At 69.0% G+C, this 22,338-nt stretch carries 26 protein-coding genes; 11 read left to right on the plus strand and 15 right to left on the minus strand.

Annotation, left to right across the window (positions count from 1 at the left end):
* Window positions 1–48: 48 nt before the first annotated feature.
* Together JKG67_RS11575 and JKG67_RS11580 are read right to left on the minus strand one after the other, a co-directional pair.
* The gene (locus tag JKG67_RS11575; RefSeq protein ID WP_203337470.1) at window positions 49–1,065 is read right to left on the minus strand and encodes an amidohydrolase family protein; all 1,017 of its coding nucleotides are present in this window, start codon (window positions 1,063–1,065) and stop codon (window positions 49–51) included.
* On the minus strand, window positions 1,062–1,487 hold the full coding sequence (locus tag JKG67_RS11580) for a metal-sulfur cluster assembly factor (RefSeq protein ID WP_203337471.1): 426 nt from the start codon (window positions 1,485–1,487) through the stop codon (window positions 1,062–1,064). The genes JKG67_RS11575 and JKG67_RS11580 overlap by 4 nt, the downstream gene beginning before the upstream one ends.
* Window positions 1,488–1,626: 139 nt before the next feature.
* Here JKG67_RS11580 and JKG67_RS11585 point away from each other — a divergent pair, with 139 nt between their 5' ends.
* Window positions 1,627–2,421 (plus strand): IclR family transcriptional regulator, encoded by a 795-nt coding sequence (locus tag JKG67_RS11585; RefSeq protein ID WP_203337472.1) that lies wholly within the window; start codon window positions 1,627–1,629, stop codon window positions 2,419–2,421.
* A gap of 29 nt (window positions 2,422–2,450) precedes the next feature.
* A complete protein-coding gene (locus JKG67_RS11590; RefSeq protein WP_203337473.1) occupies window positions 2,451–2,948 on the plus strand; it encodes an ASCH domain-containing protein in 498 nt (165 codons plus the stop codon).
* A gap of 11 nt (window positions 2,949–2,959) precedes the next feature.
* Here JKG67_RS11590 and JKG67_RS11595 read toward each other — a convergent pair whose 3' ends face one another.
* Window positions 2,960–4,105, minus strand: a complete 1,146-nt coding sequence (locus JKG67_RS11595; protein ID WP_203337474.1) for an acyl-CoA dehydrogenase family protein — start codon at window positions 4,103–4,105, stop codon at window positions 2,960–2,962.
* A gap of 286 nt (window positions 4,106–4,391) precedes the next feature.
* Here JKG67_RS11595 and JKG67_RS11600 point away from each other — a divergent pair, with 286 nt between their 5' ends.
* Window positions 4,392–5,153 (plus strand): TetR/AcrR family transcriptional regulator, encoded by a 762-nt coding sequence (locus tag JKG67_RS11600; RefSeq protein ID WP_203337475.1) that lies wholly within the window; start codon window positions 4,392–4,394, stop codon window positions 5,151–5,153.
* Here the strand turns inward: JKG67_RS11600 and JKG67_RS11605 are convergent.
* A complete protein-coding gene (locus JKG67_RS11605) occupies window positions 5,143–5,844 on the minus strand; it encodes an NAD-dependent deacylase (RefSeq protein WP_203337476.1) in 702 nt (233 codons plus the stop codon). The two genes, JKG67_RS11600 and JKG67_RS11605, sit on opposite strands and share 11 nt — an antisense overlap.
* Before the next feature lie 98 nt (window positions 5,845–5,942).
* On the opposite strand from JKG67_RS11605, the gene JKG67_RS11610 reads away from it, so the two are divergent.
* From JKG67_RS11610 to JKG67_RS11620, 3 genes are read left to right on the plus strand one after another with little or no spacing between them, the layout of a single operon-like run.
* Window positions 5,943–6,248 carry a hypothetical protein gene (locus JKG67_RS11610; RefSeq protein ID WP_203337477.1) on the plus strand — a complete coding sequence of 102 codons (306 nt, stop codon included), beginning with the start codon at window positions 5,943–5,945 and terminating at the stop codon, window positions 6,246–6,248.
* Entirely contained in the window at window positions 6,245–7,591 is a 1,347-nt protein-coding gene (locus JKG67_RS11615; RefSeq protein ID WP_203337478.1) for a putative T7SS-secreted protein, read from the plus strand. Before JKG67_RS11610 ends, JKG67_RS11615 begins: the two co-directional genes overlap by 4 nt.
* Before the next feature lie 18 nt (window positions 7,592–7,609).
* The gene (locus JKG67_RS11620) at window positions 7,610–8,107 is read left to right on the plus strand and encodes a hypothetical protein (protein ID WP_203337479.1); all 498 of its coding nucleotides are present in this window, start codon (window positions 7,610–7,612) and stop codon (window positions 8,105–8,107) included.
* A gap of 12 nt (window positions 8,108–8,119) precedes the next feature.
* Here the strand turns inward: JKG67_RS11620 and JKG67_RS11625 are convergent, their stop codons facing one another.
* Window positions 8,120–8,659, minus strand: coding sequence for a hypothetical protein (locus tag JKG67_RS11625; protein WP_203337480.1), 540 nt, complete (start codon window positions 8,657–8,659; stop codon window positions 8,120–8,122).
* Between the two features lie 115 nt (window positions 8,660–8,774).
* Between JKG67_RS11625 and JKG67_RS18890 the strand changes: the two genes are divergently transcribed.
* From JKG67_RS18890 to JKG67_RS11640, 3 genes are all read left to right on the plus strand, one after another.
* Entirely contained in the window at window positions 8,775–10,412 is a 1,638-nt protein-coding gene (locus JKG67_RS18890) for a helix-turn-helix transcriptional regulator (protein WP_203337481.1), read from the plus strand.
* A gap of 170 nt (window positions 10,413–10,582) precedes the next feature.
* Complete coding sequence (locus tag JKG67_RS11635; RefSeq protein ID WP_203337482.1) at window positions 10,583–11,185, plus strand: GNAT family N-acetyltransferase; 603 nt, start codon at window positions 10,583–10,585, stop codon at window positions 11,183–11,185.
* Complete coding sequence (locus JKG67_RS11640; protein ID WP_203337483.1) at window positions 11,182–12,012, plus strand: class I SAM-dependent methyltransferase; 831 nt, start codon at window positions 11,182–11,184, stop codon at window positions 12,010–12,012. The genes JKG67_RS11635 and JKG67_RS11640 overlap by 4 nt, the downstream gene beginning before the upstream one ends.
* Window positions 12,013–12,014: 2 nt before the next feature.
* On the opposite strand, the gene JKG67_RS11645 is transcribed toward JKG67_RS11640, so the two are convergent.
* Window positions 12,015–12,329, minus strand: a complete 315-nt coding sequence (locus tag JKG67_RS11645; RefSeq protein ID WP_203337484.1) for a DUF4333 domain-containing protein — start codon at window positions 12,327–12,329, stop codon at window positions 12,015–12,017.
* A gap of 66 nt (window positions 12,330–12,395) precedes the next feature.
* Window positions 12,396–12,734, minus strand: coding sequence for a DUF4333 domain-containing protein (locus tag JKG67_RS11650; protein WP_203337485.1), 339 nt, complete (start codon window positions 12,732–12,734; stop codon window positions 12,396–12,398).
* 155 nt (window positions 12,735–12,889) lie between these two features.
* Here JKG67_RS11650 and JKG67_RS11655 point away from each other — a divergent pair, with 155 nt between their 5' ends.
* Window positions 12,890–13,801 carry an NAD(P)H-binding protein gene (locus JKG67_RS11655; protein ID WP_203337486.1) on the plus strand — a complete coding sequence of 304 codons (912 nt, stop codon included), beginning with the start codon at window positions 12,890–12,892 and terminating at the stop codon, window positions 13,799–13,801.
* A 10-nt stretch (window positions 13,802–13,811) separates the two neighbouring features.
* Here JKG67_RS11655 and JKG67_RS11660 read toward each other — a convergent pair whose 3' ends face one another.
* The 7 genes from JKG67_RS11660 to JKG67_RS11690 form a co-directional block, all read right to left on the minus strand.
* Window positions 13,812–14,423, minus strand: a complete 612-nt coding sequence (locus JKG67_RS11660) for a CPBP family intramembrane glutamic endopeptidase (RefSeq protein ID WP_203337487.1) — start codon at window positions 14,421–14,423, stop codon at window positions 13,812–13,814.
* Window positions 14,424–14,439: 16 nt separating this feature from the next.
* Window positions 14,440–15,711 (minus strand): glutaminase, encoded by a 1,272-nt coding sequence (locus JKG67_RS11665; RefSeq protein ID WP_203337488.1) that lies wholly within the window; start codon window positions 15,709–15,711, stop codon window positions 14,440–14,442.
* Window positions 15,712–15,822: 111 nt separating this feature from the next.
* Window positions 15,823–16,098: a DUF4242 domain-containing protein gene (locus JKG67_RS11670; RefSeq protein ID WP_203337489.1), complete on the minus strand. Its 276-nt coding sequence runs from the start codon at window positions 16,096–16,098 to the stop codon at window positions 15,823–15,825.
* A gap of 78 nt (window positions 16,099–16,176) precedes the next feature.
* Entirely contained in the window at window positions 16,177–18,675 is a 2,499-nt protein-coding gene (locus tag JKG67_RS11675) for an ATP-binding protein (protein ID WP_203337490.1), read from the minus strand.
* A gap of 387 nt (window positions 18,676–19,062) precedes the next feature.
* Window positions 19,063–19,305, minus strand: a complete 243-nt coding sequence (locus JKG67_RS11680) for an addiction module protein (RefSeq protein ID WP_203337491.1) — start codon at window positions 19,303–19,305, stop codon at window positions 19,063–19,065.
* Window positions 19,306–19,314: 9 nt separating this feature from the next.
* Complete coding sequence (locus JKG67_RS11685) at window positions 19,315–19,497, minus strand: hypothetical protein (RefSeq protein ID WP_203337492.1); 183 nt, start codon at window positions 19,495–19,497, stop codon at window positions 19,315–19,317.
* Between the two features lie 125 nt (window positions 19,498–19,622).
* A complete protein-coding gene (locus JKG67_RS11690) occupies window positions 19,623–20,567 on the minus strand; it encodes a 1,4-dihydroxy-2-naphthoyl-CoA synthase (RefSeq protein ID WP_203337493.1) in 945 nt (314 codons plus the stop codon).
* Between the two features lie 40 nt (window positions 20,568–20,607).
* Between JKG67_RS11690 and JKG67_RS11695 the strand changes: the two genes are divergently transcribed.
* Window positions 20,608–21,618: a hypothetical protein gene (locus tag JKG67_RS11695; RefSeq protein ID WP_203337494.1), complete on the plus strand. Its 1,011-nt coding sequence runs from the start codon at window positions 20,608–20,610 to the stop codon at window positions 21,616–21,618.
* A gap of 24 nt (window positions 21,619–21,642) precedes the next feature.
* Here the strand turns inward: JKG67_RS11695 and JKG67_RS11700 are convergent, their stop codons facing one another.
* Entirely contained in the window at window positions 21,643–22,251 is a 609-nt protein-coding gene (locus tag JKG67_RS11700; protein ID WP_203337495.1) for an ACT domain-containing protein, read from the minus strand.
* Between the last annotated feature and the right edge of the window lie 87 nt (window positions 22,252–22,338).

Raw genomic sequence — 22,338 nt, forward strand, 5'->3', positions numbered from 1 at the left:
TCGACCCGTGGTGGCTGCCCATCGGCGGCCACCACGGTCGCCCGGGATTCAGGCGAGCATGCGATCTCGCCGCCCGACCCTCGCAATGGTCTCCTCCACGTCCATGCCGTGGAGCCGCAGCATGTTCTCACCCAGGATCTTGCGCTTCGCCTGAGCGGTGAGCTGTGGGTATCCGTACCCGTCGCAAAGGTCTTGGGGGATCTCGAAGTCCCAGAACGCCTGGAGGGCCCATTGCGGCTGCCAGATCGGTGCCTCGGATCCGTAGACGATCTTGTCCTCTCCGCACCAGAAGAGCAGCTTCCCGAGCAGCTCAGCGAACAACCGTGGCGCCCGCACCACAAAGTTGATCGAGGCGGCCAGCGAGGCGTACAGGTTCGGGTAGCGGATCAATTGCCAGCAGGTCTCATCGATGAACGGGAGCCCGACGTGGTAGATCACGAAGTTGATGTCTGGGAAGGACGCAGCTGCCCCGTCCATGTCCCACGTCTGCGTGAACTCGACCGGCTGGGGACCCAGCGGCACTCCCTTGTGTACACCGACCAGGTCGATCCCAAGCTCCTGGAGCCTCTCGAAGACCGGGAAGGCGACTTTCGGGTCGTCCATCCGCCAGGGCACCATGCCTCCGTCCTCGTACCGGACGTTGTAGAACTTGAAGCCACGGGCGCCGTACTCCTCGACCTGGCGCGTCACATCGTCCAGAGCCTTCTTGCCCTCCAACGGATTCACCGTGCCCCAAAGGACTGTCCGGTCGGGATCGGCCTGCGCCAGCTTGGCGCACTCCTGCCACGGCGACAGCCCGTCCCGGTAGAGGTCGGTCAGCGGCAGCGGCATCGCCACCAGCATGTCGGTGTCAGAGTTGGCATAGACCATCTCGCGGATCTCCTCGATGGACCACTTGTGCAACCACTCCTCGGCAGGCATCACCTCCTCACCCTCGGGAGTCAAGGTGGCGTGGAAGGCGTAGAGGTGGTTGGAGAACATCTCCCCTTCCTTGCCGAAGGCGTTCCCCTGTTCGAAGTTGAAGGGGTGGGCCACCCCGTCGAACACGAATGCATCGCCGATCATCGCTGCTCTCCTTCATGGTTCGGCCAGTTGGCAGCCACATAGTTTGTTGGGTCGGGCACCGCAGCGGGCTCGGGCAGGAATGTGAGTTTGCTGCGCGCCGAGGCGCTAAGGCGCTCGGATCCCCACACCTCGTCCCAGACGATCTCCACCGCCGCCTCCGCGACGTCCTCGAGTCCGACCACGGCTGCCTCTATGTCAGTGAGGACCTGTGAGGCGAACGGGCACCAGCCGGACGTCAACAGCAACTCCACCCGCGCTCGGGATCCGCTGATCTCCGCCCGGTGCAGCAGCCCCATGTCCACCACGGAGATCCCCTTATCGCGACAACAGGGATCGAAGACCCCTGTCAGCACGTCACGGATCCTTGGATCCACTGTCGGCGCCCCGTCCTTGGTCGCCTCAGCCAGCGTCTGCTGGGTCATGCGCAACACCTCCTTGTGCGATGCGCACAAGTCAAGTGCGGCGGCCCAGACGCCGGAACCCCCCTGGATTTCCCATCACGAAACGCTGTGGCGCTGCTCACAGCGACAACTACGATGGTGATCATCGAAGGAGTGAGTGATGCCCCGCAACGACCCGTCTCCGCCTCCCGAAGACTTCGTTCAGAGCGTTGGGCGTGCGCTGCGTATCCTCGAAGTTGTCAGCGCCTCCTCGTCGTTGCCGGTGAAGGCCATCGCGCGACGCTGTGACCTCAACCTCTCCACCACCTACCACTTGGTGCGCACCCTGGCCTACGAGGGCTACCTGCACAGAGCTACCGACGGGACCTACAGTTGCGGGCGCGAGGTGGCCCGCAGGTTCTACGACCTCCTGGAATCGTGTCCGAAGCCACCGACTGCGCGGGAGGCCATGCGACACCTCGTCGGGCAGACCGGCCTGAGCGCCTACCTCGGCCGACTCCATGGGGACGCCGTGGTGGTCGTCGACTACGTGGAAGGTCCTGGGTCGCCCTATCTGGAGGACTTCGAGCGTGGCCTGGATGTCTCAGCCCATGCCACAGCCTTGGGCAAGGCCCTGCTTCTGACGCTTCCTGGGCGAGAGCGCCGCGCCCTACTGCGGCGCCAGGGGATGCGCCAGTTCACCGCCAACACGGCTACCGATGTGGAGCGTCTGGCCAGGCTGCTGGCCCGCACCGAGGTCGGGACCCTGGTCGAGGAGCATGGGGAGTTTCGTGACGGCGTTGCCTGCGCCGCCATGCTGGTGCCCGGCCCACAGCACGAACCCGCCTGGGCGTTGGTGGTGAGCGCCCACGGCGAGCAGGTGCCCGCCAGCGCGCGGGCTGAACTACGGCTGACTGCCGGGGACCTGCAGGCATCGGGCTCGCGACGCCAGTTCAATCCCGTCGGGAACACCTGAGTATCCGGGTGTCGGCTAGCGTTCCCGGCATGACCCAGGACCTGATCGACTCCTTCTGGCAGGTCGCGCGTGTCCGCGCGAACCTCAACCGACTCTCGATCTACACCGGGCCGCAGCCCCTCGATGCGATCACGCCACCCGCCTGGGCCTTCGGCGCGACCCCCGAGCACGCCGACGAGCTGCTGGCGCTGGTCCTCGCTGGCACCAAGACCGCCACCTCGACGGCCCTGTGGGACATCGAGGCTGACCCCGACGAACCGATGCCCGAGCGGGGCGGGCTCTCCATCCTCCTGGACGGTTCGAGCCGCCCGCGCGCGCTGATCGTGACCAGCGCGGTGTCCGTGGTGCCGTTCGACGAGGTCGACGCCGACCACGCCCGGGCCGAAGGCGAAGGGGACCGCACGCTCGAGCACTGGAGCGAGGTCCACCAACGCTTCTTCACCGAGCACGCCGCCCACGACCGCGGCTTCTCCCCCACCATGCCGGTGGTCCTCGAACGGTTCGAGGTGTTGTACGACGGGTCCTGACCGGGCGCGGCTCAGAAGCCGAGCTCGCGGCCGATGAGCTCCTTCATGATCTCGTTGGAGCCGGCCCAGATCTTGGTGACCCGGGCGTCGCGCCAGGCACGAGCGACGCGGTACTCGTTCATGAAGCCGTAGCCGCCATAGATCTGCACGCAGTGGTCGAGGACCTCACCCTGGGTGTCCGAGGACCACCACTTCGCCTTCGCCGCCTCGACCGCGGACAGTTCGCCGACCGAGTGCGCGGCCACGCACTTGTCCATGTAGGCCTCACAGACCTCGACCTTGGTGACCAGTTCAGCGAGCAGGAACTTGATGTGCTGGAACTTGCCGATGGGCTGGCCGAACGCCTGCCGTTCTTTGGCGTACTGGATGGTCTCCTCGAGGATCTGCTTGGCGTGCGCGGTGTTCGCGATGGCGCAGGCGATCCGCTCCTGGGGCAGCTTCTGCATCATGTGGACGAAGCCCATGTTCAGCTCGCCGACGATGTCGTCGTCGGTGCAGCGCACGCTCTCGAAGAAGAGCTCCGCGGTGTCGGACTCCTCCATGCCGACCTTGTCCAGCTTGCGACCCCGACTGAAGCCCTCCTTGTCCGCATCGATGGCGAACAGGGTGATCCCCTTGGGCCCCTTCTCCGGGTCGGTGCGGACCGCGGTCACCACCATGTCGCAGGAGAAGCCGTTGGTGATGAAGGTCTTGGAGCCGTTGATGACCCACTCATCCCCGTCGCGGACCGCGGTGGTCTTCAACGCGGCCAGGTCGGAGCCGCCGGACGGCTCGGTCATCCCGATCGCCAGCAGGCACTCACCCGAGGCGACCTTGGGCAGGTACTTCTGCTTCTGCGCCTCGGTGCCGAGTTCGACCAGGTACGGCGCAGTGATGTCGGCGTGGATGCCCACACAGGTCGGCAGCGCGGCGTTGACCTTGGCCAACTCCTCCTCAAGGATCGCGTTGAAGCGGAAGTCGTCGGCCCCGGCGCCGCCGTACTCCTCGGGGATCGCCAGACCCAGGAATCCCTGCGCACCCGCCTCGAGCCAGAACTCGCGCGGCAGGGCCTTGTCGGCGATGTACTGCTCGCTGTGGGGGATCACGGAGCGTTCGAGCCAGGTGCGCACCGACTCGCGGAAGGACTCGTGGTCGGCGTCGTAGATGTCGCGCTTCATGCCGCCCATACTACCCGTCGGTAACGACCAGGTCGCGCCCCACGGACCGCGCAGAACCACCGGCCCACAGCCCCCGTCCCGAGCCAGCGAACCGGGCAGTGTGACGTAGGTCGCAATTCCGGAGATCGGCGCGTGTGGCCCGACATCGTTCGCTCCTGCTGGGGGTAGGCTGGATGAACACCAAGTTCACGGGGACAGTGGTGGCTGATCGTGGGGAGCGATTCAGACGCCAACACGACACGGAGAGTGAATGCCGGTGGTTCCGCAGGAGCGTGCAGGAAGCGTCATGTCCATCACGCACCCCCCGCGCCCGCACCGCCGGCCTGAGTCCGGAGGGAACCCCGAGACCGTGAACCCACCCATGGGTCGTCGCGAACGACTCCGCAAAGAGGCCACCGAAGAGATCCTCGAGACCGCCCGCGGGCTGCTGGAGAGCGCCCCGGACGGAGGGTTCTCGCTGAGGGCGGTGGCTCGTGGGATGGGGATGGCGCCGTCGGCGATCTATCGGTACTTCGACTCCCGGCAGGCGCTCGCGCAGGCACTGGCCGAGGAGGCCTGTCGCCGGGCTCTCGGGGAGTTCGAGCAAGCCCTGGCCGGCGCCACGAGCCATCGCGAACGTGTCGAACGGCTGGCGGCGAGCTACCGGTCGTGGGCGCTGCGGCACCCGGCCGAGTACTCCTTGATCGTCGGGGTCAACCAACCCGGCGACGACGACGCTGACCATTCCCCGCACGTGCTCAACCGGCTCCTGCTGCTGCCCCTGCGGGATGTCTGCGTCGCCGCAGCACGCGAAGGCAAGCTCAACCTGCGCCGGACCGAGCAGATGCCCACGGAGCTTCGCCTGGCGGCACCCGCGCAGACGTGGCTCGATCTGGGCGAGGACCTCGATGCGCGGTACGCCGGGTTGCTGGTCGCCGCCACCGCCGCACTGCACGGCATCGTCTCCTCGGAACTGTTCGGTCACGCCGGCGATGTCATCGACGAGCCGGAACTGCTCTTCGACGTCTACGTGAAGCTGACCCTGGACTCGCTGGGCTTCACCGACTGAGCCGACGCGCGGTCAGCTCGGCGACCCAGGCCGGCACCAGCATCGACGCCGGACCGTGCCGGGCATCGCGGAACCACACCGTGCCCTGACTCGGCTCGAGGTTGAGCTCGACAGTATGGGCGCCCCACAGCCGGGCCAGTTGGACGAAGCCGGCGGCCGGATACACCGCCCCGGACGTGCCGATGGACACGAAGAGGTCCGCCGCCGCCAGTGCGGCTTCGATCCGGTCCATCTGCCGGGGCACCTCCCCGAACCAGACGATGTCGGGCCGCAGCGACGCGGCACCGCATCCCGGGCACGGCGGACCGTCGGCAAGGGGGGCCGTCCACGGGCACCGCCCGTCACACGACGTACACCAGGCCGAGCGCAGCTGGCCGTGCATGTGCACCAGTCGCCGTGAACCGGCCCGCTCGTGCAGGTCGTCCACGTTCTGGGTGACCAGCAACAGATCGTCACCCAGCGTCTCCTCGAGTTCGGCCAGGGCCAGGTGGGCCGGATTCGGCGTCACCAGTTCGAGTTGGGCACGCCGAGCGTCATAGAAGGCGTGCACCAGCGCAGGGTCACGCTCGAAACCCTCCGGGGTGGCCACGTCGGCAACCGAATGCCCCTCCCAGAGGCCGCCGGCGTCGCGGAAGGTGGACACCCCACTCTCCGCAGAGATGCCTGCTCCGGTGAGCACCACGACCTTCATGGAGGGAGCCTAGTGAAGAAGATTCACGTCTCGGGTGGTTTGAACCGATCGGCCAGTGGGTAGAACCTCCCTTGACGCATCGGCGGAGGAGGCAGCCAGTGGAAGTGGATCCCGACGAGCTCGACGACGCAGCCCGCCTGCTGCGCGACCTGACCGGCGAGCCGGACGGCTACGAGTTCACCGGCACCCGGGTCACGGGTCAGAACTTCGGCGACCCCGAGCTGGCCGCCTGGGTCGACGCCGTCTTCGGCAACTGCCAGCAAGCCGGAGCGCTCCTGCACGCGGCAGCCGCCCGGATGGCCGAGGACCTGGTCGCTCAGGCCGCCGACTACCGCGACACCGACGCACGGGAAGCCGACCAGTTCACCCGACTCCTGCCGCCGACCATGGGAGGACCACTGTGAGCTGGACGCTGACCCGGGCCGAGCTCGGACAGACCGACGACCACTTGATGCTGATCCCCGGCAGCGTGACCACGGTGCAGAGCAACGCCACCCGCTTCGGCAACGAGCGGGCCAGCATGGAGGAGATACTCGACGGCATCAAGCGGATCCGCACGCCCAGTTGGGGCGGTGTCCCCGGATGGCTCTTCGAGAACAACCTCAACCTTCAGGTTGAACGGTGGCAGGAATACGTGAAGGTGCTGGACATCGCCGAGCAGGCGCTGACCAGCTATGCCGACGACCTGTCCCAGGCCCAGGTGGAGGCCCGTGAGGCTCTGCAGCTGTGGAACGAGGGTGTCGGCGAATCCGAGGAGGCGATCCAGGCCTACAACGCGTCCGTCGCGGCGTACAACACCTTCATCTCCTCCACCGCCTGCCAGGCGCCGGGCGCGCCGCCGGCGATGGGGCCTGCTCACCCCGGCCAGTTCGTCGACCCGGGCGAGGCCAAGCGGCGGGAGGCCCAGGAGATGCTCGCCCAGGCCCGTGCCGACCTGGCGGCTGCGGCTCGGACCGCGACGGTGAAGCTTGGCAACACCCCCGGTGGGCGGACCGAGGGCGGCGTCGACGTGGGTAGTGGGAGCACCGAGTGGTCGGGGCCGAGCATCGACTGGGAGCTATGGGACAGCAAGTTCGGCGACCCCAAGCACGGTTCCTCCGGCTACGAGACCGGTGCCCCGGAGAGCTCGTGGAAGATCGACCTGGCCACCTTCGAGGCCGAGGGCAGCGTCGTCAACATCAACGGCTCCTACGAGAACTACCACGGGTCGGTCAAGGTCAATGCCGACGGCTCGATCCAACTCATCCAGGGCTCGGCGAAGGCGTCGTTCGGCATCGACGGCAACGGTCTGCAGGCCTCCGCCAATGCCCAGTTCAACCTGCTCAGAGCCGAGGGCTCGGTCGGTGCTGAGTGGGGCATCGTCGAGGCGGGTGCCAGCGGCTACGCGCAGGTCGGCGCCGAGGCGTCGGGGAACCTGCACGTCGGCCCCACCGGGGTGCACGCCAACGGTGAACTCTTCGCCGGCGCCCGGGCCGGCGCGGAGGCCACCGTGGACGTCGGTGGCGTGGGGGCCAAGGGTGGCGCCGAGGCCTGGGCAGGAGTCGGCGCCAGCGGCCATGTCGACCTCGGATACAGCGACGGCAAGTTCACCATCGGCGGGTCAGGCGGTCTGGCGCTCGGAGTGGGCGGCAAGGTGGAGCTCAACCTCACTGTCGACGTCGGCAAGGTCACCGACACCGTGTCCAGTGCTGCGGACACGGTCGGCGGTTGGGTCTCGAGCGGCGCTGAGAAACTCAAGATCTGGTGAATGTGTGAGGGTGGAGACATGAAGCAACTGCCTGTCCCGTTGGAGTTCCGGCTGCCGAACGAGCACTGGGAGCCGATGGTGCCCGAGACACTCGGGGTTGAGTACGCCGCCTTCCTCGCGGTGCGTCGCAACCTCGACCCGGCGTACTCGCCGACGATCACGATCAGCGGCGACTACCGACTCGACGAGGCGACGCTGTCCGACATCGCCGACGAGGCGGTCGCGAAGTACCAGGGCCAGGTCGACCAGCTCCGGCTGTTGCAACGCCAGGACATCGGCTCGGCCGAGGCTCCCGGGATCAGCCAGCTGATCGGCATGAGCGCCCCCATCGACGGGACGCACTTCGACCTGCGGCAGGGGCAGATCCTGATGGCCCTGATCGATCAGGACGACCCGACCAAGCGGGTGGTGCTGATCTACACGCTCAGCTGCACCGCCGACCAGCTCGCCCAGATGTCGGGGGAGTTCCAGGAGTTCCTCGCCTCCACCCGACCGTTCCCCGAGCAGCAGGGTTGACCCCGGAGTCCGTCAGTCGAACCAGCCGAGCGAGAACGCCAGGATCAGCACGACGGCCGAGATCAGGGCTCCAACGCCGCCGATCAGCGCGAACACCAGACCGAGCTTGGCGTAGCCACTCATCCGGTAGCGCAGCCCCAGGTGCTTGCCGATGTCGGTGACCACGCGACGCCCCTCCTCGGAGTGGAAGGTGTAGTCGACCACCCGGGTGAACTCACCCCGCTCGTTGAAGGCCCAGGTCTTCTCGAATCCGGATCGGATCACCCGGCCCTTGACCACCTCGGCCGAGCCGGCGATCCGGGGGATGCCCGCCACCCACTCGACCCGCTTCTCCACATCGAGCACCCGGAACCAGCCGTCGCCGACCGTCACCCGATGGTCCACGGCGTACTTCAGGCCGGCCTTGTTCAAGATGCCGTACCAGGTCGCGTCGGCAACATCGATCCGGACGTCGAACCCCTGATCCGTCGACGTCACCTGGTACGGCGTGCCCGCGAAGGCGTCGCGCACCCGACGCTCGAACTCGTAGGCAACTCCCGAGAGCTGGGCCATCACGTTCCCTTCCGCAGAGGACCTCCCGGCCAACCCTAGGACATCTCGACCGGCGCTCCGCTCCGGTTCTGCCCGACCGGCTGCATCCGGGGCCGCGAGTTGGCACCATGGGGGGATGGTCAGTCCCGAGGCCGGCGTCGATCTCGCCGACGCCCGAGCGGCGTACCAGCGTCGCGACTGGGTCGCGGCCCGGGACGCCTACCAGCGGGCCCACAGCCTGACCCCACTGGACCTCGACGACCTGTACGCCGCCGGCAACTGTCACTGGTGGCTGGGCGAGCTGCCCGCCTCGGTGCCGCTGCTGCAGGAGGCCTACCGTCAGGCGGCCGCCACGGCCCAGCCAGGTCCGGCCGGCCGGATCGCTCTCGACATCGCGTACACCCTGCAGATGATCGACGAATCCGCCCAGGCGTCGGGCTGGATGAGTCGCGCCTACCGATGTGCCGGCGAGGATCCCGAGGATGCCGTGAACGGCTACCTGCGCTACATCGAGTTCGAGTCCGCCCTCGGCGGCAACGAGCTCGAGCAGGCCGCCACCCTTGCCCGCAGCATTCAGACCGCCGGTGACCGCCATCGGGAACCGACACTCGCCGCGTTGGGGGTGCTGGCCGAGGGCCGGGTGCTGATCCGCCGCGGCGAACTCGGGCGGGGTCTGGCGCTTCTGGACGAGGCGATGGTGGCCGCGCTCTCCGACGATCTTCCCCCGGACTGGGCGGGCAATATCTACTGCAACCTGATGGCGGTGTGCGAGGAGATCGCCGACCTGCAGCGGGCCGGGGAGTGGACGGCCGCCACGGCACGCTGGTGCGACAGCATGCCCGCCGGGTCGGGACCGTTCATGGGGATCTGCCGGGTGCATCGCGCGCATCTCCACTACCTGCAGGGGGACTGGTCGAAGGCGGAGCGGGAAGCCCGACTGGTGATCGACCGCGACCATGCGTTCGTGGTCTCCATCGTCGCCGAGGCGCACTACCTGCTCGGTGAACTGTCGCGGCAGCGCGGCGACCTGGCCGGGGCCGACCGGGAGTTCACCGCCGCGCACGCCCTGGGTCGTGACCCGCAGCCGGGGGTGGCCCTGCTGCAGGCGGACCGCGGCGATACCGCCCGGGCGAACGTGTCGATCGGATCCGCGCTCGAGAGCTGCTCCGGCGACGCCGCCGCCCGGGGACGACTGCTCTCTGCCGCCGTCGAGATCGCGCTGGCGGCTGACGATCTGGGGGCGGCCCGCGGGTTCAGCGACGAGCTCGCCGCCGTGGCGGTCGCGTTCCCCACCCCGGGGTTCGAGGCCGCCAGTGCCTACGCCCTGGGGTTGGTCCGGCTCGCCGAGGACGAGGGGGCCGCGGCGCTGCCGCTGTTCCGTCAGGCGTTGCAGAGCTGGCAGTCGGTGAAGGCGCGGGCTCGGGTGGAGCAGGCCAGGCTGGGGTTGGCCCGCAGTTATGAGCTGGTCGGGGATCCGGAGGCCGCCGGCCGGGAGCGGGCGGCGGCCAGGGTGCTGCACCATGAGCTCGGCGACCCGTCGGCCCAGGACGGCGCGCCGTTGCCCGGTGGCCTCACGCCCCGGGAGGCCGAAGTCGTCTGCCTGGTGGCCGGGGGGCGCAGCAACCAGGAGATCGCCGACGTCCTGGTGCTGAGCGTGCGGACCGTGGAGCGCCACCTGGCGATGGTCTATCAGAAGCTCGGGGTCAGCGGTCGGAGCGCCCGCGCGGCGGCGGCGTCGTTCGCGCACCGCGAGGGGCTGATCGAGACCCGCTGAGTGGCTGGGCTGAGTGACCCGGTCGAGTGGCCGCGTCGAGTGGCCGAACTGAGTGATGAGTTGGGTGGCGGGTTGGGTGCCAGCACCCATGTCGTACGACGTCAGTCGCCGTAGCGTCGAAGTCCACCGACGCCGCATGGTCGGTGACCATCCCACGATCGGAGACAGCGATGAACACCCGACTTTCCGAGGCGCCTGCCCCGCCACGCACCGAGCATCCAGCGGTGCGGACGTTGGTGCTCGCCTTCACCAACGACCCGGTGATCCGGTGGATCTACCCCGACGCCGGCCGCTACCTCGCCCACTTCCCGGAGGTCGCCACCCTGCTCGGGGCGGCGGCGTTCGAGGCCGGCACCGTCGACCACACCTCGGACGGCAGCGGCGCCGCGCTGTGGGTGCCGCCGAACTCGCCCGCGGACCCCGAGGCTGCCGGCGAGTTGCTGGCCCGCAGCGTGGCCCCGGAGCGCCTCGAGGTCATGTTCGCCTTCCTGGGTCAGGTCGACGAGTTCCACCCGACCACCCCGCACTGGTACCTACCCTTCATCGGAGTCGACCCCCGGCACCAGGGGCGTGGCGTCGGGTCGGCGCTGCTGCGCACGGCGCTGGCCAGGGTCGACGGGGACGGGGTCGGCGCCTATCTGGAGGCCTCCAGCGAAGGGAACCGGGCGCTCTATGAGCGGCACGGGTTCCAGGTGCAGGGCGAGATCCGGGTGGCGGACTCGCCGCCGTTGTGGCCGATGTGGCGCCCGGCGGTCTCGGACGGTGTGCGATGAGCACCGGACAGTTGCAGGGCAACCCTGCCCGCGCCTACGAGGAGTACTTCGTCCCGGCCATCTTCGATCCGCTGTCCGCGCACACGCTGCGCCGGGCTGCGCTGACCCCCGGCGAACAGGTCCTCGACCTGGCGTGTGGGACCGGCATCATCGCCCGACTGGCCGCGCCCCTGGTCGGCGCGGGCGGACGAGTCCTCGGCGCCGACCTGAACCCCGCCATGATCGAGGTCGCCCGGGAGGTGAGCGGCCACGGGCCCGGCGCCCCGGAGTTCGTGGTCGCCGACGCCACCGCGCTCGACCTGCCGGGTCCGGGCTTCGACGCGGTGATCTGCCAGCAGGGGCTGCAGTTCTTCGCTGACAGGGCTGAGGCGGTGCAACGGATGCGGCACCTGCTGCGGGACTCCGGGCGCCTGGTGGTGGCCACCTGGCAGAGTCCGGAGCGGCACCCGTTCTTCCAGGCACTCGCCGAGGTGGAGGCGCCGCTGCTGGCCGAGGTCGGCCTGTCGGCGACACCGGACGATCTGCTCGCCCCGTTCAGCTTCGGCGACGCCGACGCACTCGGGGACCTGTTGACGGCCAACGGCTGCTCGACGGTCGAGGTCGAACCGGCCTCGATCACCGCCCACTTCGCCGACGCGGACCGCTTCATCGAACGGCAGGTCTTCGCCTACGTGGCCGTCGTACCGGCCTTCGGCGCCGACCCCGCGGCGTTCACCGAGTACGCCCGCCGGGTCGCCGAGGCGACCCGCGACCTGGTGGACACGCATCGGGTCGGCGACCACATCGCGGTGCCGATGCACACCCAGATCGCGGTCGCCACCGGCTGAGGTCAGGACATCGGCTGGTCGTCCACCTGGATGTCGTAGTTGATGGTGGTGCCTTCCACGCCGGTCACCTTGACGGTCACCCCGTAGCTCGTACCCTCATGGGTGAGCACGCAGCGCATCTCGGTGTCGATGGATCCACGCAGGTCGCCCGGGCACTCGATCTTGTCGGGGGCGACCCCGACGATCTCGGTGAGTTGCTGGGTGACCTGCTCCTCCACCTGGTCCTGGCTCAGCGAGAAGCCACTGCTGGTGAACGAGCAGCCAGCCACGAGTGCGGCCGCGCCCAGCCCGGCGAGGACGCCCGAGATCCGTGCCATGCGATTTCCTTCCATCGTCAGCCGTCCTGGGTGGACGGCGCGTCAACGCCTCACCCTAGGTCATCGTCACGACGGTTGCGGATCGACCTCGATGGTGAAAGTGACCGTGCGTCCCTGCACACCGGTGACCACGACGCTGACCCCGACTTCACCGCCGGGGGTCGTGGCCACGCAGTCGCGACTCTCCCCGACCTCGGGCTCGAGGCCCTCGGGACAGGTGACCGCGACCACGCTGAGATCGGCCAGGTCCGCAAGCAGCCGTGCCTCCAACTCCTCCGCGGTCATCGCTTCGGCGGAGGCCTGACAGGCCACGGCGAGCAGCCCGACACCCAGCAACGGAACACCGGCGAGGACGCGACGCGTCGTCGGTGACTGTTCACGTCGCCGTTCGCGACGGTTCGGCATGAGTCAGTAGTACCACGCGGCGCGGGTCCGGAGGAGCGGTTCGCGGGTCACGACCGTGCCCGCTGGCGCCTCGCCGCTTCCGGGGAGGGATACCGTGAGGTCGTGGCCACCGACCCGGCGCAGCGAATCCCCAGCAGCCTTCGAAGGGACTCACGATGACCAGCGATCGGCCGACCCGCATCCTGCTGACCGGGGCCTCCGGGTTCGTCGGCCGCAGGTTGGGCAGCGCGCTCATCGAGCAGGGGCACGACGTGGTGGCGATGACCCGCCGCCCGGGCGAGTACGACGGCCCCGGGCGTCCCGTCGGCGGCGACGTCACCAGGCCCGAGACCCTCACCGAGCCCCTCGATGGTGTCGACGTCGCGTTCTATCTCGTGCACTCCCTGGATGCCGCCGACTTCGAGGAGCGCGATGCGGCCGCCGCTCGCGCGTTCGGCGAGGCAGCCGCAGCGGCCGGCGTACGCCAGATCATCTATCTGGGCGGACTGGGCGAGGACGACGGCGAACTCTCGGCCCATCTGCGTTCCCGGCGTGAGGTCGAGGGACTGCTCGGCGTCGCCGGCGTGCCCGTGACGGTGCTGCGGGCCGCCATCGTGGTGGGCCACGGAGGCATCTCCTGGGAGATCACCCGACAACTGGTCAAGAACCTCCCGGCGATGGTGGTGCCCCGCTGGGTGACCACCCGCACCCAGCCGATCGCGGTCGACGACGTGGTCCGCTACCTGGTGGGCGTCGTCGACGAACCGCGGGCGCTGGGCCAGGTGTTCGAGGTGGGCGGCCCCGAGCAGATGACCTACCTGGAGATGCTGCAGATCGCCGCCGAGGTCAACGCTGGCTACCCGTTGCCGATCGTCCGGGTCCCCGTGCTCACCCCACGCCTGTCGTCGTACTGGCTGGCCCTGGTCACCGACGTCGACGTCGCGACCGGCCGTCACCTGATCGACTCGATGGGCACCGAGGTCATCGCCACCGACAACCGGATCCGCGAGATCGTTCCCGGGGAGCCGCTGTCCTACGCCGAGGCGGTACGACGCGCCCTCGAGGAACGGCGTACCAGCGTCAGCTGAGCTGGCCGGGTCACAGACCGAACAGCGCGGGCAGCACGAAGAGCATCGTCATCGACCAGGTCACGTGGGTGATCGCCGGCGCCAGCAGACCGCCCGAGATCTTCCGCTGCTGACCCACGACGAGGCCCAGCAGGAAGGCCGCGAAGGCCAGCAGCGGGTTCCCGGTGACCAGCGTGGCCAGGGTGTAGACCAGGGTCGTGACCAGCACCGGGTGACGCGGCACCGCGTCGTACAACGCGCCCCGGAAGTACATCTCCTCGGCGACCCCGTTGACCAGGGCGATGACCACCACCAGCGGACCGACCCCCACCACGGCGTACGTCATCACGTCGACGACACGCTCGGCGAGCCAGGGGATCTCGCGCACCACCAGGGCCCCGACGATGAAGAAGCCCGACAGCAGCCCGCCCACGAGCAGCGCGGGGATCACCGGTCGCCGGTCTCGGGTGCGCCCGAGGTGCAGCGGGCCGGAAGCGACGGCGCCTCCCGCCCACACGGCCGCCAGAGCGACGCTGCCGACATAGAAGGCGGCGCTCCCGGGCTCGGCCCGCAGGGAGACCCCGAGCAGGATGGCACCGACGATGGCGGTGACGACGGTTGCCGCTGCCCGTCGTCGGTCCATGCCGCGAGCGTACTTGTCAGTCCGCGGGGGTGCCCCGATCCTCGTCCAGGCTGGCGATCACCCGGGGGCGTACGCCGTCGCCGGCGTCGGGGTCGTCGAGGATCCCCTCCGGGTCGACCAGGGTCACCTGTTTGTCGTCGTGCAGGGTGAGCCGACGCACCGCTTCGAGGAGGACGCGCCGGGCCACGTCGCTGACGCCGTGCACGCGGGTCAGGTCGAGGACCACCTCGCGATGCGGCAGGTCCGCCTCGACCACCTCCCGGACCACCGCTTCAGCGCCGGCGAACCGGATCACCCCCTGGAGCCCGAAGACATGCGTGTCCCCGCGCTGGTCGTGACCGCGCAGCACCGAGCGGCCGACCGGGGGGACCTCCATCAGGTGCAGCCCCATGTCGTCGCTGAGTCGTTCGAAGAGCTTCACGCCGCGGGTGGAGTTGCCGTGCGCGTCGAGTCGTGGGGAGAAGACGGCGATGCCCACCTGCCCGGGCAGCACGCCGAGGATCCCGCCGGCCACCCCGGACTTGGCGGGGATGCCGACGGCGGTCATCCAGTCACCGGCGGCGTCGTACATGCCACAGGTCATCATCACGCTGAGCGTCTGGCGGACCGCCCGGTCCCCCGACAGCCGCCGACCGGTTGCCGACTGGACGCCCCCGTTGGCGAGCGTCGCCGCCATCATCGACAGGTCCCGGGTCGTCACGCTCAGCGAGCACTGTCGGATGTAGCCGCGGACGACGTCCTCGGGGTCGCCGTCCAGGATGCCGTGGTTGCGCAGCATGTAGCCGATGGCGATGTTGCGGTACGCCGTCTCCAGTTCGGAGGTGTAGACCGCCTCGTCGTAGTGGAGTTCCCGGTCGGCGGCCAGGCTCATCCGCTCCCGGAAGCGCTCGGTCCGCTCCTCAGCGTTGCGACCGTCGATCAGGGAGTGCGCGGCGATCGCGCCGGCGTTGATCATCGGGTTGCGGGGCCGGCCCGAGCCCTCCTCCAAGGAGATCTCGTTGAAGGCCTCGCCGGACGGCTCGACGCCGATCTTGGCGAGGACGGCGTCGAAGCCGGCGTCGAGCAGGGCGATGCCGTAGGCGAAGGGCTTCGACATCGACTGGATCGAGAACTCCGCGTCCGCGTCGCCTGCGCAGTACGTCGCTCCGTCCGGGGTGGTCAGCGCGATGGCCAACCGTTCGGGGTTCGCGCGGGCGAGTTCGGGGATGTAGTCGGCGACCGCTCCGCCGTCACCACCGCGGCAGTCGTCGAGCACTTCGGCCAGGTAGTCCGGGATCGGTGAGCGCATGCCGCGAGGGTACGACGTGACTCGACGGACAGGGCCGCCGTGGTCCCACGCGGGCGTGGGTGCCGGTGAGCCGCGGCCGTCGTCCCGGACTCACCGGCGGAGGTGGCAGGGTCAGACTCTGTAGAAGTAGGGGTCGAGGACCGAAACCTCGGTGATCGTGTCGATCGGAAGCCCGGTGTCCGCAGCAGCGGACCTGATCGCCTCCGGCGAGGGACCGTCGTAGATGCAGAACGTCTTCGTCTTGTCCGGTGACACGTACGAGTGAACCCAGGTGACGCCGTGACCGGCGTTCCCGTCGACAACGTTCAGGCACGCCTTCGCGCCGCTGTCGTCCTGCGGGATCGCGAGACCGTCGGGGAAGGTGCGTTCAATGAGATATCTGGGCATTGGCTGTCTCCTTCGATGTGTGTTGGCCCGTTCAACCTCACCGTAGGGACCGTGGCACTGCAGGCGCCTCCGTGAACCTCACCCAGATTGGGACCCGGACTCACCCAGGAGTTCGTCGCGCCGGGTGACACCGCGCTTGCGGAGCACCGCGGAGACATGGTGCTCGACGGTGCGCCGGGAGATGAACAGCCGGGAAGCGATGGCCGGGTTGTCCAGGCCGTCGAGGAGCAGCTCATGGATCTCGGCCTCACGCTCGGTCATCCCCCATGGGTTCTCCAGCGTCCGCGAACGAGCTGGGCGTGGCACCGGCAGGCCACGGGAGGCAAGTCGGCGTCTTGACCAGGCTGCGGCCGGCCGGGCACCCAACCGGTCGAGGATAGCCAACCCTTCGGCGGCCGCGTCGGCATCACCGTCCACCAGCGCGAGGGCCCGTTCGTAGGGGCAGCCGATCCGCTCCCAAGCCTCCGCCGCTGCCGTCCAGTCCCCTCGCATGTGCGCTGCGAAAGGCTCCGCCGCCCGCGGGGCGGGCTCGTCGAGACCGCCGTTGCGCCACAGCCAGTAGCCGATCTCGCCCTGCGCCCAACGGCTGTCGGTCTCGAGTGCCTGCTGGTAGGGCCGTTGGAGAACCGCGACGCCGGATGGGTGGTCACCCGAGAGCCAGTGCTGCTCCGCCGCGCCGCACAGCCCCGACCACCGGTGCTGCAGCTCCAGACCCTCGAGCCGCTGAACCTCTGCCAACGGTTCGAGCGGCCGTGGATCACCACGGCGTACCCGCAACCGACCGACAACGCCCAGGACCGTGGACTTGTTGATCGGCGCACCGTGGTCAATGTTCACCGCGGCCGCCAGCTGAGCGGCCTCGTCCCATCGCCCCTGCTCGAAGCGGATCCGGGCCTGCCATGCCCGGGCGTAGGCGACGTCGTAGTCGTTGTCCCGACTGAGCGAGCTGTCGACCAGTTGCTGCGCCCACTCGAAGGCGTCGTCGTACCGCCGCACCTCGCCGCCTCCGCTGCCGAGCATGCGGAGCGCGTCCATCTCCAGAATCGGATCTCTGCGTGCCCGAGTCTGGGATAGCAGACTGGTGAGGTGCGCGATGCCGACGTCAGGGTCGCCGGTCACCAGTTCGATCGTGCCCAGCATCAGTCTCGCGGCCGCGGCGGCCGTCTCGTCTCCGATCTCGGCTGCGACGGATTCAGCCTCGGCGACACTCTCGAGGGCCGGCACGTGGTGGCGGGCCAGCATCCGACCGCGCGCGGAGTACGTCAAGGCGGCTGCCAGCTCCGACGTGGGCCCGAGTGGCCGGAGCACCTCCACGGCGTGCTCACGGAGGACGGCGGCCGCGGCGACGTCACCGGCGCGCCACTGTGCAGCCGCAAGGTGACACAGCACCCGACCACGCAGTGTGTCGTCGCCGATCCTCTCGGTCTCCTGCAGTGCCTTCTGCAGATGACCGACCGCATCCGCATGGCGGTCGAGCGCACCCAGTACGACACCCAGCCGGTCGTGTACTTCGACGCGGTCGTGCGGGGACAGTTTCGATTCCTGGTCGACCAGTGCGGTCAGGAAGCCGGCGGCCTGGCGATTGGCGCCTCGCTCGACGGCCTCCTCGGCAGCAGGTCGGCAGTGCGTGACGACGGTGGACGGATCCCCGGTCCCCACTGCGTGGTGAGCCATTCGTGCCAGGTCAGTGGAGCCGGCCAACTTCTCGAGGAGGCGTCGATGCAGCTCCCTGCGGCGGACGAGCGGCAGGCTGTCATAGACGGCCAGCCGGGCGAGCTCGTGGCGGAAGGTGATCCGGTCGCCGCTCTCCACCAAGAGGCCGTGGGCCCGCTCAGGCTGCGCGACCGCCCACAGCTCCAATCCGCCCGGCTCCACCGAGACCCACTCCAGGATCTCGCGGGTGCCTTCCGGGAGCGCGTGCACGCGCGCGAGCACCGCGTCTGCCACCGTCTCGGTGATCCCACCCCCTCCGGCCACGAGCTCGGTCACGAAGAAGGGGTTGCCCTGGGTGGCCGCCAGGACTTCAACCGGGTCGAGTCCCGCGCCCTCGGACAGGACGGCCACGGCCGCCGACGACAGCGGTCCGACCTCGACCCGATGGACGCGATCTCCGAGTCGGGCAAGGTCGCCCAGCACCCGCTGGAGCGCGGGTCCCATCTCGTCACCCCGATAGGTCGCGACCACCAACGCTCGGCAGCCCTCGAGCCGACGGCCGAGGAACTGCAGCATCGTGAGCGTGGCGTCGTCTGCCCAATGGAGGTCCTCCAGCACCACCGCGACCGGAGTGGTCCGGTCGCGCAGCACCGCGAGCAGCGCGTCGTACGCCTCGAAAGGGTCTTTTCCAACTGTCAAGCCGGCAGCTGGTGCCAGATCGAGCAGGGGACCCAGGGGGCGGGGCGTCGCGAGGGGGTCGCACCACCCCCACCAGGATTCGACGTCGCTGGTAGCACTGCGGACGAGACTCGTCTTGCCGGAGCCGGCCTCACCCTGGACGAGGACGATCGAACTCTGGCCGGCGCCTGCGTCGGTCACCCAACCGGCGAACGACGCGAGCTCTGAGTCCCGGTCGAGCAGCATGAGGGAATCGTAGGCCTGTGAGCGGTTCGATGCCGGTCACAAGCCACTGCGGTGCAGGGTGGGCGCACGAAACTCCCGAATGACCTGCGGTCTCGACAGGCTCGACCACCGGCGACTCCGAACACCTACAGCCACCTGTGGCCGACCGCCGAGGACCGGACGCGAGCAGCCGCGAGCGATCTGATGCGTGAGGCGCTCGGGTCATTCACGCCAGGTGGCCACTCTTGAGGGACACCGCGATCAACCCGACGACCATCTGCTCCATTTCGCGGCGCCAGGCGACCGCCTTCTCGCCGCTCAGGCGCTTCCAGTCCAGTCGATGGGCAGGAGATGATTGGTGGACACAGACTTGCCGGTCGTGCACTCATCGAATGTTGAGCGTCACCGCTACTGCCTCGCGGCACGGTCCTCCGCGAGCTTGGCCTTGACCTCGTCATGGGAGATGGTCTGCACGCGACCGCTGGTGATGTCGTCGACCCGGGACGTGATCTCTGCCGTCCACGCCTCGTGGACCTCGGTCGAATCGGCCGGGTCGTCGAGACTGGCCAGCAGCGCATTGGCCACCTGAGCGCGCTGATCCACCGGGAGCGTCAGCGCCAACTGCATGATCTCATCGATTCCGACGGTCATGACACAACTCTACGCCGAGGTCCCAGTCGACGTCTGCGCTGAGCGCCACTTGAGGTCGAACCGTGCCCTCACCTCATCAGCGGTGATCGCCCGCGATGGATCGGCCTTCAGCGCGTCGTACGCCGCGACCGCCTCACCGCGTAGCCACTTCTCCGCCGCGTCCTCGAAGCACTCCGAATCGCGCACCGACATGCAAGTCAGGCTAGCCGACGGCACAGACGCGCGGCTCGATCCGAATTCTTGCCACAGTTCTGCCACATCTGAAACCTCATCAGGCCTCTGACCTGCGGGTCTCGACAGGCTCGACCACCGATGAATCAGTAGTACCAGGGGTACGGCGACCAGTCGGGCTCGCGCTTCTCCAGGAACTGGTCGCGGCCCTCCTGGGCCTCGTCGGTCATGTAGGCGAGTCGGGTGGTCTCACCGGCGAAGAGTTGCTGGCCGACCAGGCCGTCGTCGAGGAGGTTGAAGGAGTACTTCAGCATCCGCTGCGCAGTCGGGGACTTGCCGTTGATCTTGCGGCCCCAGTCCAGGGCCACCTTCTCCAACCGCGCGTGCTCGACGACCCGGTTCACCGCACCCATCGCGTGCATCTCGTCGGCGTCGTACTCCTCGGCGAGGAAGAAGATCTCGCGGGCGAACTTCTGGCCGACCATTTTGGCCAGGTACGCCGACCCGTAGCCGCCGTCGAAAGAGCCCACGTCGGCGTCGGTCTGCTTGAACCGCGCGTGCTCCTTGCTGGCCAGGGTCAGGTCGCAGACCACGTGCAGCGAATGGCCACCGCCGGCCGCCCAGCCCGGCACCACGCAGATGACCACCTTGGGCATGAACCGGATCAGCCGCTGGCACTCCAGGATGTGCAGCCGAGCCAACTTGGCCTTGTCGATCACCGACGGTTCCTCGGCGCCGGTGTCGCCGGCGCCGATCGTCTTGTCCTCGTACTGGTAGCCGGCCTTGCCGCGGATCCGCTGGTCACCGCCGGTGCAGAACGCCCACTTGCCGTTCTTCGCGCTCGGCCCGTTCCCGGTCAGGATCACGCACCCCACGTCGGCCGACTGGCGCGCGTGCTCCAGGGTGCGCAGTAGTTCGTCAACCGTGTGCGGCCGGAAGGCGTTGAGGACGTCGGGTCGATCGAACGCGATCCGGACAGTGCCGTGCTCCTTCGCCCGGTGATAGGTGAGGTCGGTCAGATCGGCGAAGCCGGGCACCTCGTCCCAGTCGGCCGGGTCGAAGATCTCGCTGACACCCGCAATGGCACTCATGGAAGCGAAGGCTACCGATCCTCGCCCGTACCCTGATCCGGTGACCCTCACCAAGCAACTCCTCGACGCCCAGGTCGCCTGGATCCTCGACCAGGTCCTCGGCGACCGGCTCGCCGAGACCGTGGCCGCCGACGTCGACCGCGTGCTGGCCATCGCCGGCGATCTGCCGCTGGCCGACCTGGTGGACGTCGACCAGGTCGCTCCGGTGGTCCGACGACTGGTCGCCGGCGTCCCCAGCACGGTCGCTGCCGATGCGCTGGTCCGTCGTACCGTCGAGATCCTGTACGCCGGACCCGAGGAGCGGTTCTCCGCCGACCAGGTGCTGGCCCGCGACCAGGTCGAGGCACTCGTCGGCGAGGTGCTGCAGGGCAGCCGACTGGCAGAGAAGGCACTCGACGACCTGGCCCGGAGCCCGCTGATGGCCACCGTCGCCTCACGGTTCGTCGGCCGACTGGTCGGCGAGGTGCTCCAAGCCAACCGCGCGGTGGCCGACAAGGTGCCCGGGCTGGGTCAGTTGATGTCGTTCGGCACGTCGGCGGCCTCGATGGTGATGGGGGCGGCCGACAAGCAGTTCGAGGCGCTGATCGGCGGCGCCAGCGGCAAGGGCGCCACCTTCGCGGCGCGCCGACTCAACAAGATCCTGCTGGAGACGCTGCAGGACCCGACCACCCGCGCCGCCGTGATGGAGGTGTGGGACATGTTCGCCGACAAGCCGCTGCCGCTGCCGAGTGAACACGTGGCCGAGGAGGACGTGCTGCGGTTCGCCGGCGTCCTGCACGAAGCGGTGGCCACCGCCGCCGCCTCCGGACCGGCCGGCGACCTGGTCGAGGCCCTGGTCGCCGGCTTCTTCCATGTGTACGGCGAGCATCCGCTGGCCACGCTGCTGGAGGAGTTGGAGGTGACCCGGGACGATCTCATCGAGGACCTCACCGCCGTGGTGGGCACCACCGCTGCCGCGCTGCATCGGGCGGGCGTGCTCGAGGACGCGATCCGCAGCCGGTTGGCGCCGTTCTGGTCCTCCGACGAGGTAGCAGCCCTGCTGGAGAGGTGACCGCCGTCCTGGGGCAATGAGAGGTCAGCTGGCGATCGAGACGGCGAGGCCGGCCATGTGACCGAGCCGGGCGATCTCTGAGTCCAGGATCTCCGGCCCACCCCGGCGACCGATGATCACCACCTCGTCGGGACCCAACGGGGCACCGGCGAGCTCGTACATGTCGTCGCCGTCCAGCCGCTTCGGACGCGTCAGGTCGACCCACTGGCACTGCTCGGGAGCAGCCGGGGTCCGATGCACGATCACCGGACCGTCGGCGCCTCGTCGCACCCGGGCGCCCCAGTCGGCACGGAAGGTGATCGGGAGCAGGTCGACGAACCTGTTCAGCGCCTCGGCCGGGTTGGCGGTGAGCTCCTCCACCGCTTCGAGGTCGAGGAAGATGTTGCCGCCGGCGGCGTACCGGGAGATCCAGAGCACCTTCACCCCGTCCAGCCGGTTGCAGGCGGACACGAGCGAATCGGGGAGGACTCCGGCCGCGGTCTCCAGCAGCACGTCGTCGACCGCGGTGCCGTTGCCGCGGTGCTCGACGATCTCGATCGCCTCGATGTCGCCACCGGCCTCACCGATGGCGGTGGCGACGCGGCCGAGCGATCCGGGGACGTCGGGCAGCTCCACGCGGAGCAGGAAGGGCATGTCTTCTCCTGGTCGATTCTGGTGACCTCACGACCATACTCGGCTCACATTGCTGGACTGTTTCGGTCCCCTCTGGGGCGGATCCCG

Source organism: Nocardioides limicola (assembly GCF_016827675.1).
GTDB classification, from domain to species: domain Bacteria; phylum Actinomycetota; class Actinomycetes; order Propionibacteriales; family Nocardioidaceae; genus Nocardioides; species Nocardioides limicola.

What these genes read in the sequence shown, in the direction of transcription:
- JKG67_RS11590 (WP_203337473.1), top strand. Translation starts at nt 2,451, where the DNA reads ATGACCCAGGACCTGATCGACTCCTTCTGGCAGGTCGCGCGTGTCCGC.
- JKG67_RS18890 (WP_203337481.1), top strand. Translation starts at nt 8,775, where the DNA reads ATGGTCAGTCCCGAGGCCGGCGTCGATCTCGCCGACGCCCGAGCGGCG.
- JKG67_RS11675 (WP_203337490.1), bottom strand. Translation starts at nt 18,675, where the DNA reads ATGCTGCTCGACCGGGACTCAGAGCTCGCGTCGTTCGCCGGTTGGGTG.
- JKG67_RS11635 (WP_203337482.1), top strand. Translation starts at nt 10,583, where the DNA reads ATGAACACCCGACTTTCCGAGGCGCCTGCCCCGCCACGCACCGAGCAT.
- JKG67_RS11660 (WP_203337487.1), bottom strand. Translation starts at nt 14,423, where the DNA reads ATGGACCGACGACGGGCAGCGGCAACCGTCGTCACCGCCATCGTCGGT.
- JKG67_RS11645 (WP_203337484.1), bottom strand. Translation starts at nt 12,329, where the DNA reads ATGGCACGGATCTCGGGCGTCCTCGCCGGGCTGGGCGCGGCCGCACTC.
- JKG67_RS11685 (WP_203337492.1), bottom strand. Translation starts at nt 19,497, where the DNA reads ATGTCGGTGCGCGATTCGGAGTGCTTCGAGGACGCGGCGGAGAAGTGG.
- JKG67_RS11595 (WP_203337474.1), bottom strand. Translation starts at nt 4,105, where the DNA reads ATGAAGCGCGACATCTACGACGCCGACCACGAGTCCTTCCGCGAGTCG.
- JKG67_RS11700 (WP_203337495.1), bottom strand. Translation starts at nt 22,251, where the DNA reads ATGCCCTTCCTGCTCCGCGTGGAGCTGCCCGACGTCCCCGGATCGCTC.
- JKG67_RS11690 (WP_203337493.1), bottom strand. Translation starts at nt 20,567, where the DNA reads ATGAGTGCCATTGCGGGTGTCAGCGAGATCTTCGACCCGGCCGACTGG.
- JKG67_RS11655 (WP_203337486.1), top strand. Translation starts at nt 12,890, where the DNA reads ATGACCAGCGATCGGCCGACCCGCATCCTGCTGACCGGGGCCTCCGGG.
- JKG67_RS11600 (WP_203337475.1), top strand. Translation starts at nt 4,392, where the DNA reads ATGTCCATCACGCACCCCCCGCGCCCGCACCGCCGGCCTGAGTCCGGA.
- JKG67_RS11580 (WP_203337471.1), bottom strand. Translation starts at nt 1,487, where the DNA reads ATGACCCAGCAGACGCTGGCTGAGGCGACCAAGGACGGGGCGCCGACA.
- JKG67_RS11605 (WP_203337476.1), bottom strand. Translation starts at nt 5,844, where the DNA reads ATGAAGGTCGTGGTGCTCACCGGAGCAGGCATCTCTGCGGAGAGTGGG.
- JKG67_RS11625 (WP_203337480.1), bottom strand. Translation starts at nt 8,659, where the DNA reads ATGGCCCAGCTCTCGGGAGTTGCCTACGAGTTCGAGCGTCGGGTGCGC.
- JKG67_RS11640 (WP_203337483.1), top strand. Translation starts at nt 11,182, where the DNA reads ATGAGCACCGGACAGTTGCAGGGCAACCCTGCCCGCGCCTACGAGGAG.
- JKG67_RS11575 (WP_203337470.1), bottom strand. Translation starts at nt 1,065, where the DNA reads ATGATCGGCGATGCATTCGTGTTCGACGGGGTGGCCCACCCCTTCAAC.
- JKG67_RS11680 (WP_203337491.1), bottom strand. Translation starts at nt 19,305, where the DNA reads ATGACCGTCGGAATCGATGAGATCATGCAGTTGGCGCTGACGCTCCCG.
- JKG67_RS11665 (WP_203337488.1), bottom strand. Translation starts at nt 15,711, where the DNA reads ATGCGCTCACCGATCCCGGACTACCTGGCCGAAGTGCTCGACGACTGC.
- JKG67_RS11650 (WP_203337485.1), bottom strand. Translation starts at nt 12,734, where the DNA reads ATGCCGAACCGTCGCGAACGGCGACGTGAACAGTCACCGACGACGCGT.
- JKG67_RS11670 (WP_203337489.1), bottom strand. Translation starts at nt 16,098, where the DNA reads ATGCCCAGATATCTCATTGAACGCACCTTCCCCGACGGTCTCGCGATC.
- JKG67_RS11585 (WP_203337472.1), top strand. Translation starts at nt 1,627, where the DNA reads ATGCCCCGCAACGACCCGTCTCCGCCTCCCGAAGACTTCGTTCAGAGC.
- JKG67_RS11620 (WP_203337479.1), top strand. Translation starts at nt 7,610, where the DNA reads ATGAAGCAACTGCCTGTCCCGTTGGAGTTCCGGCTGCCGAACGAGCAC.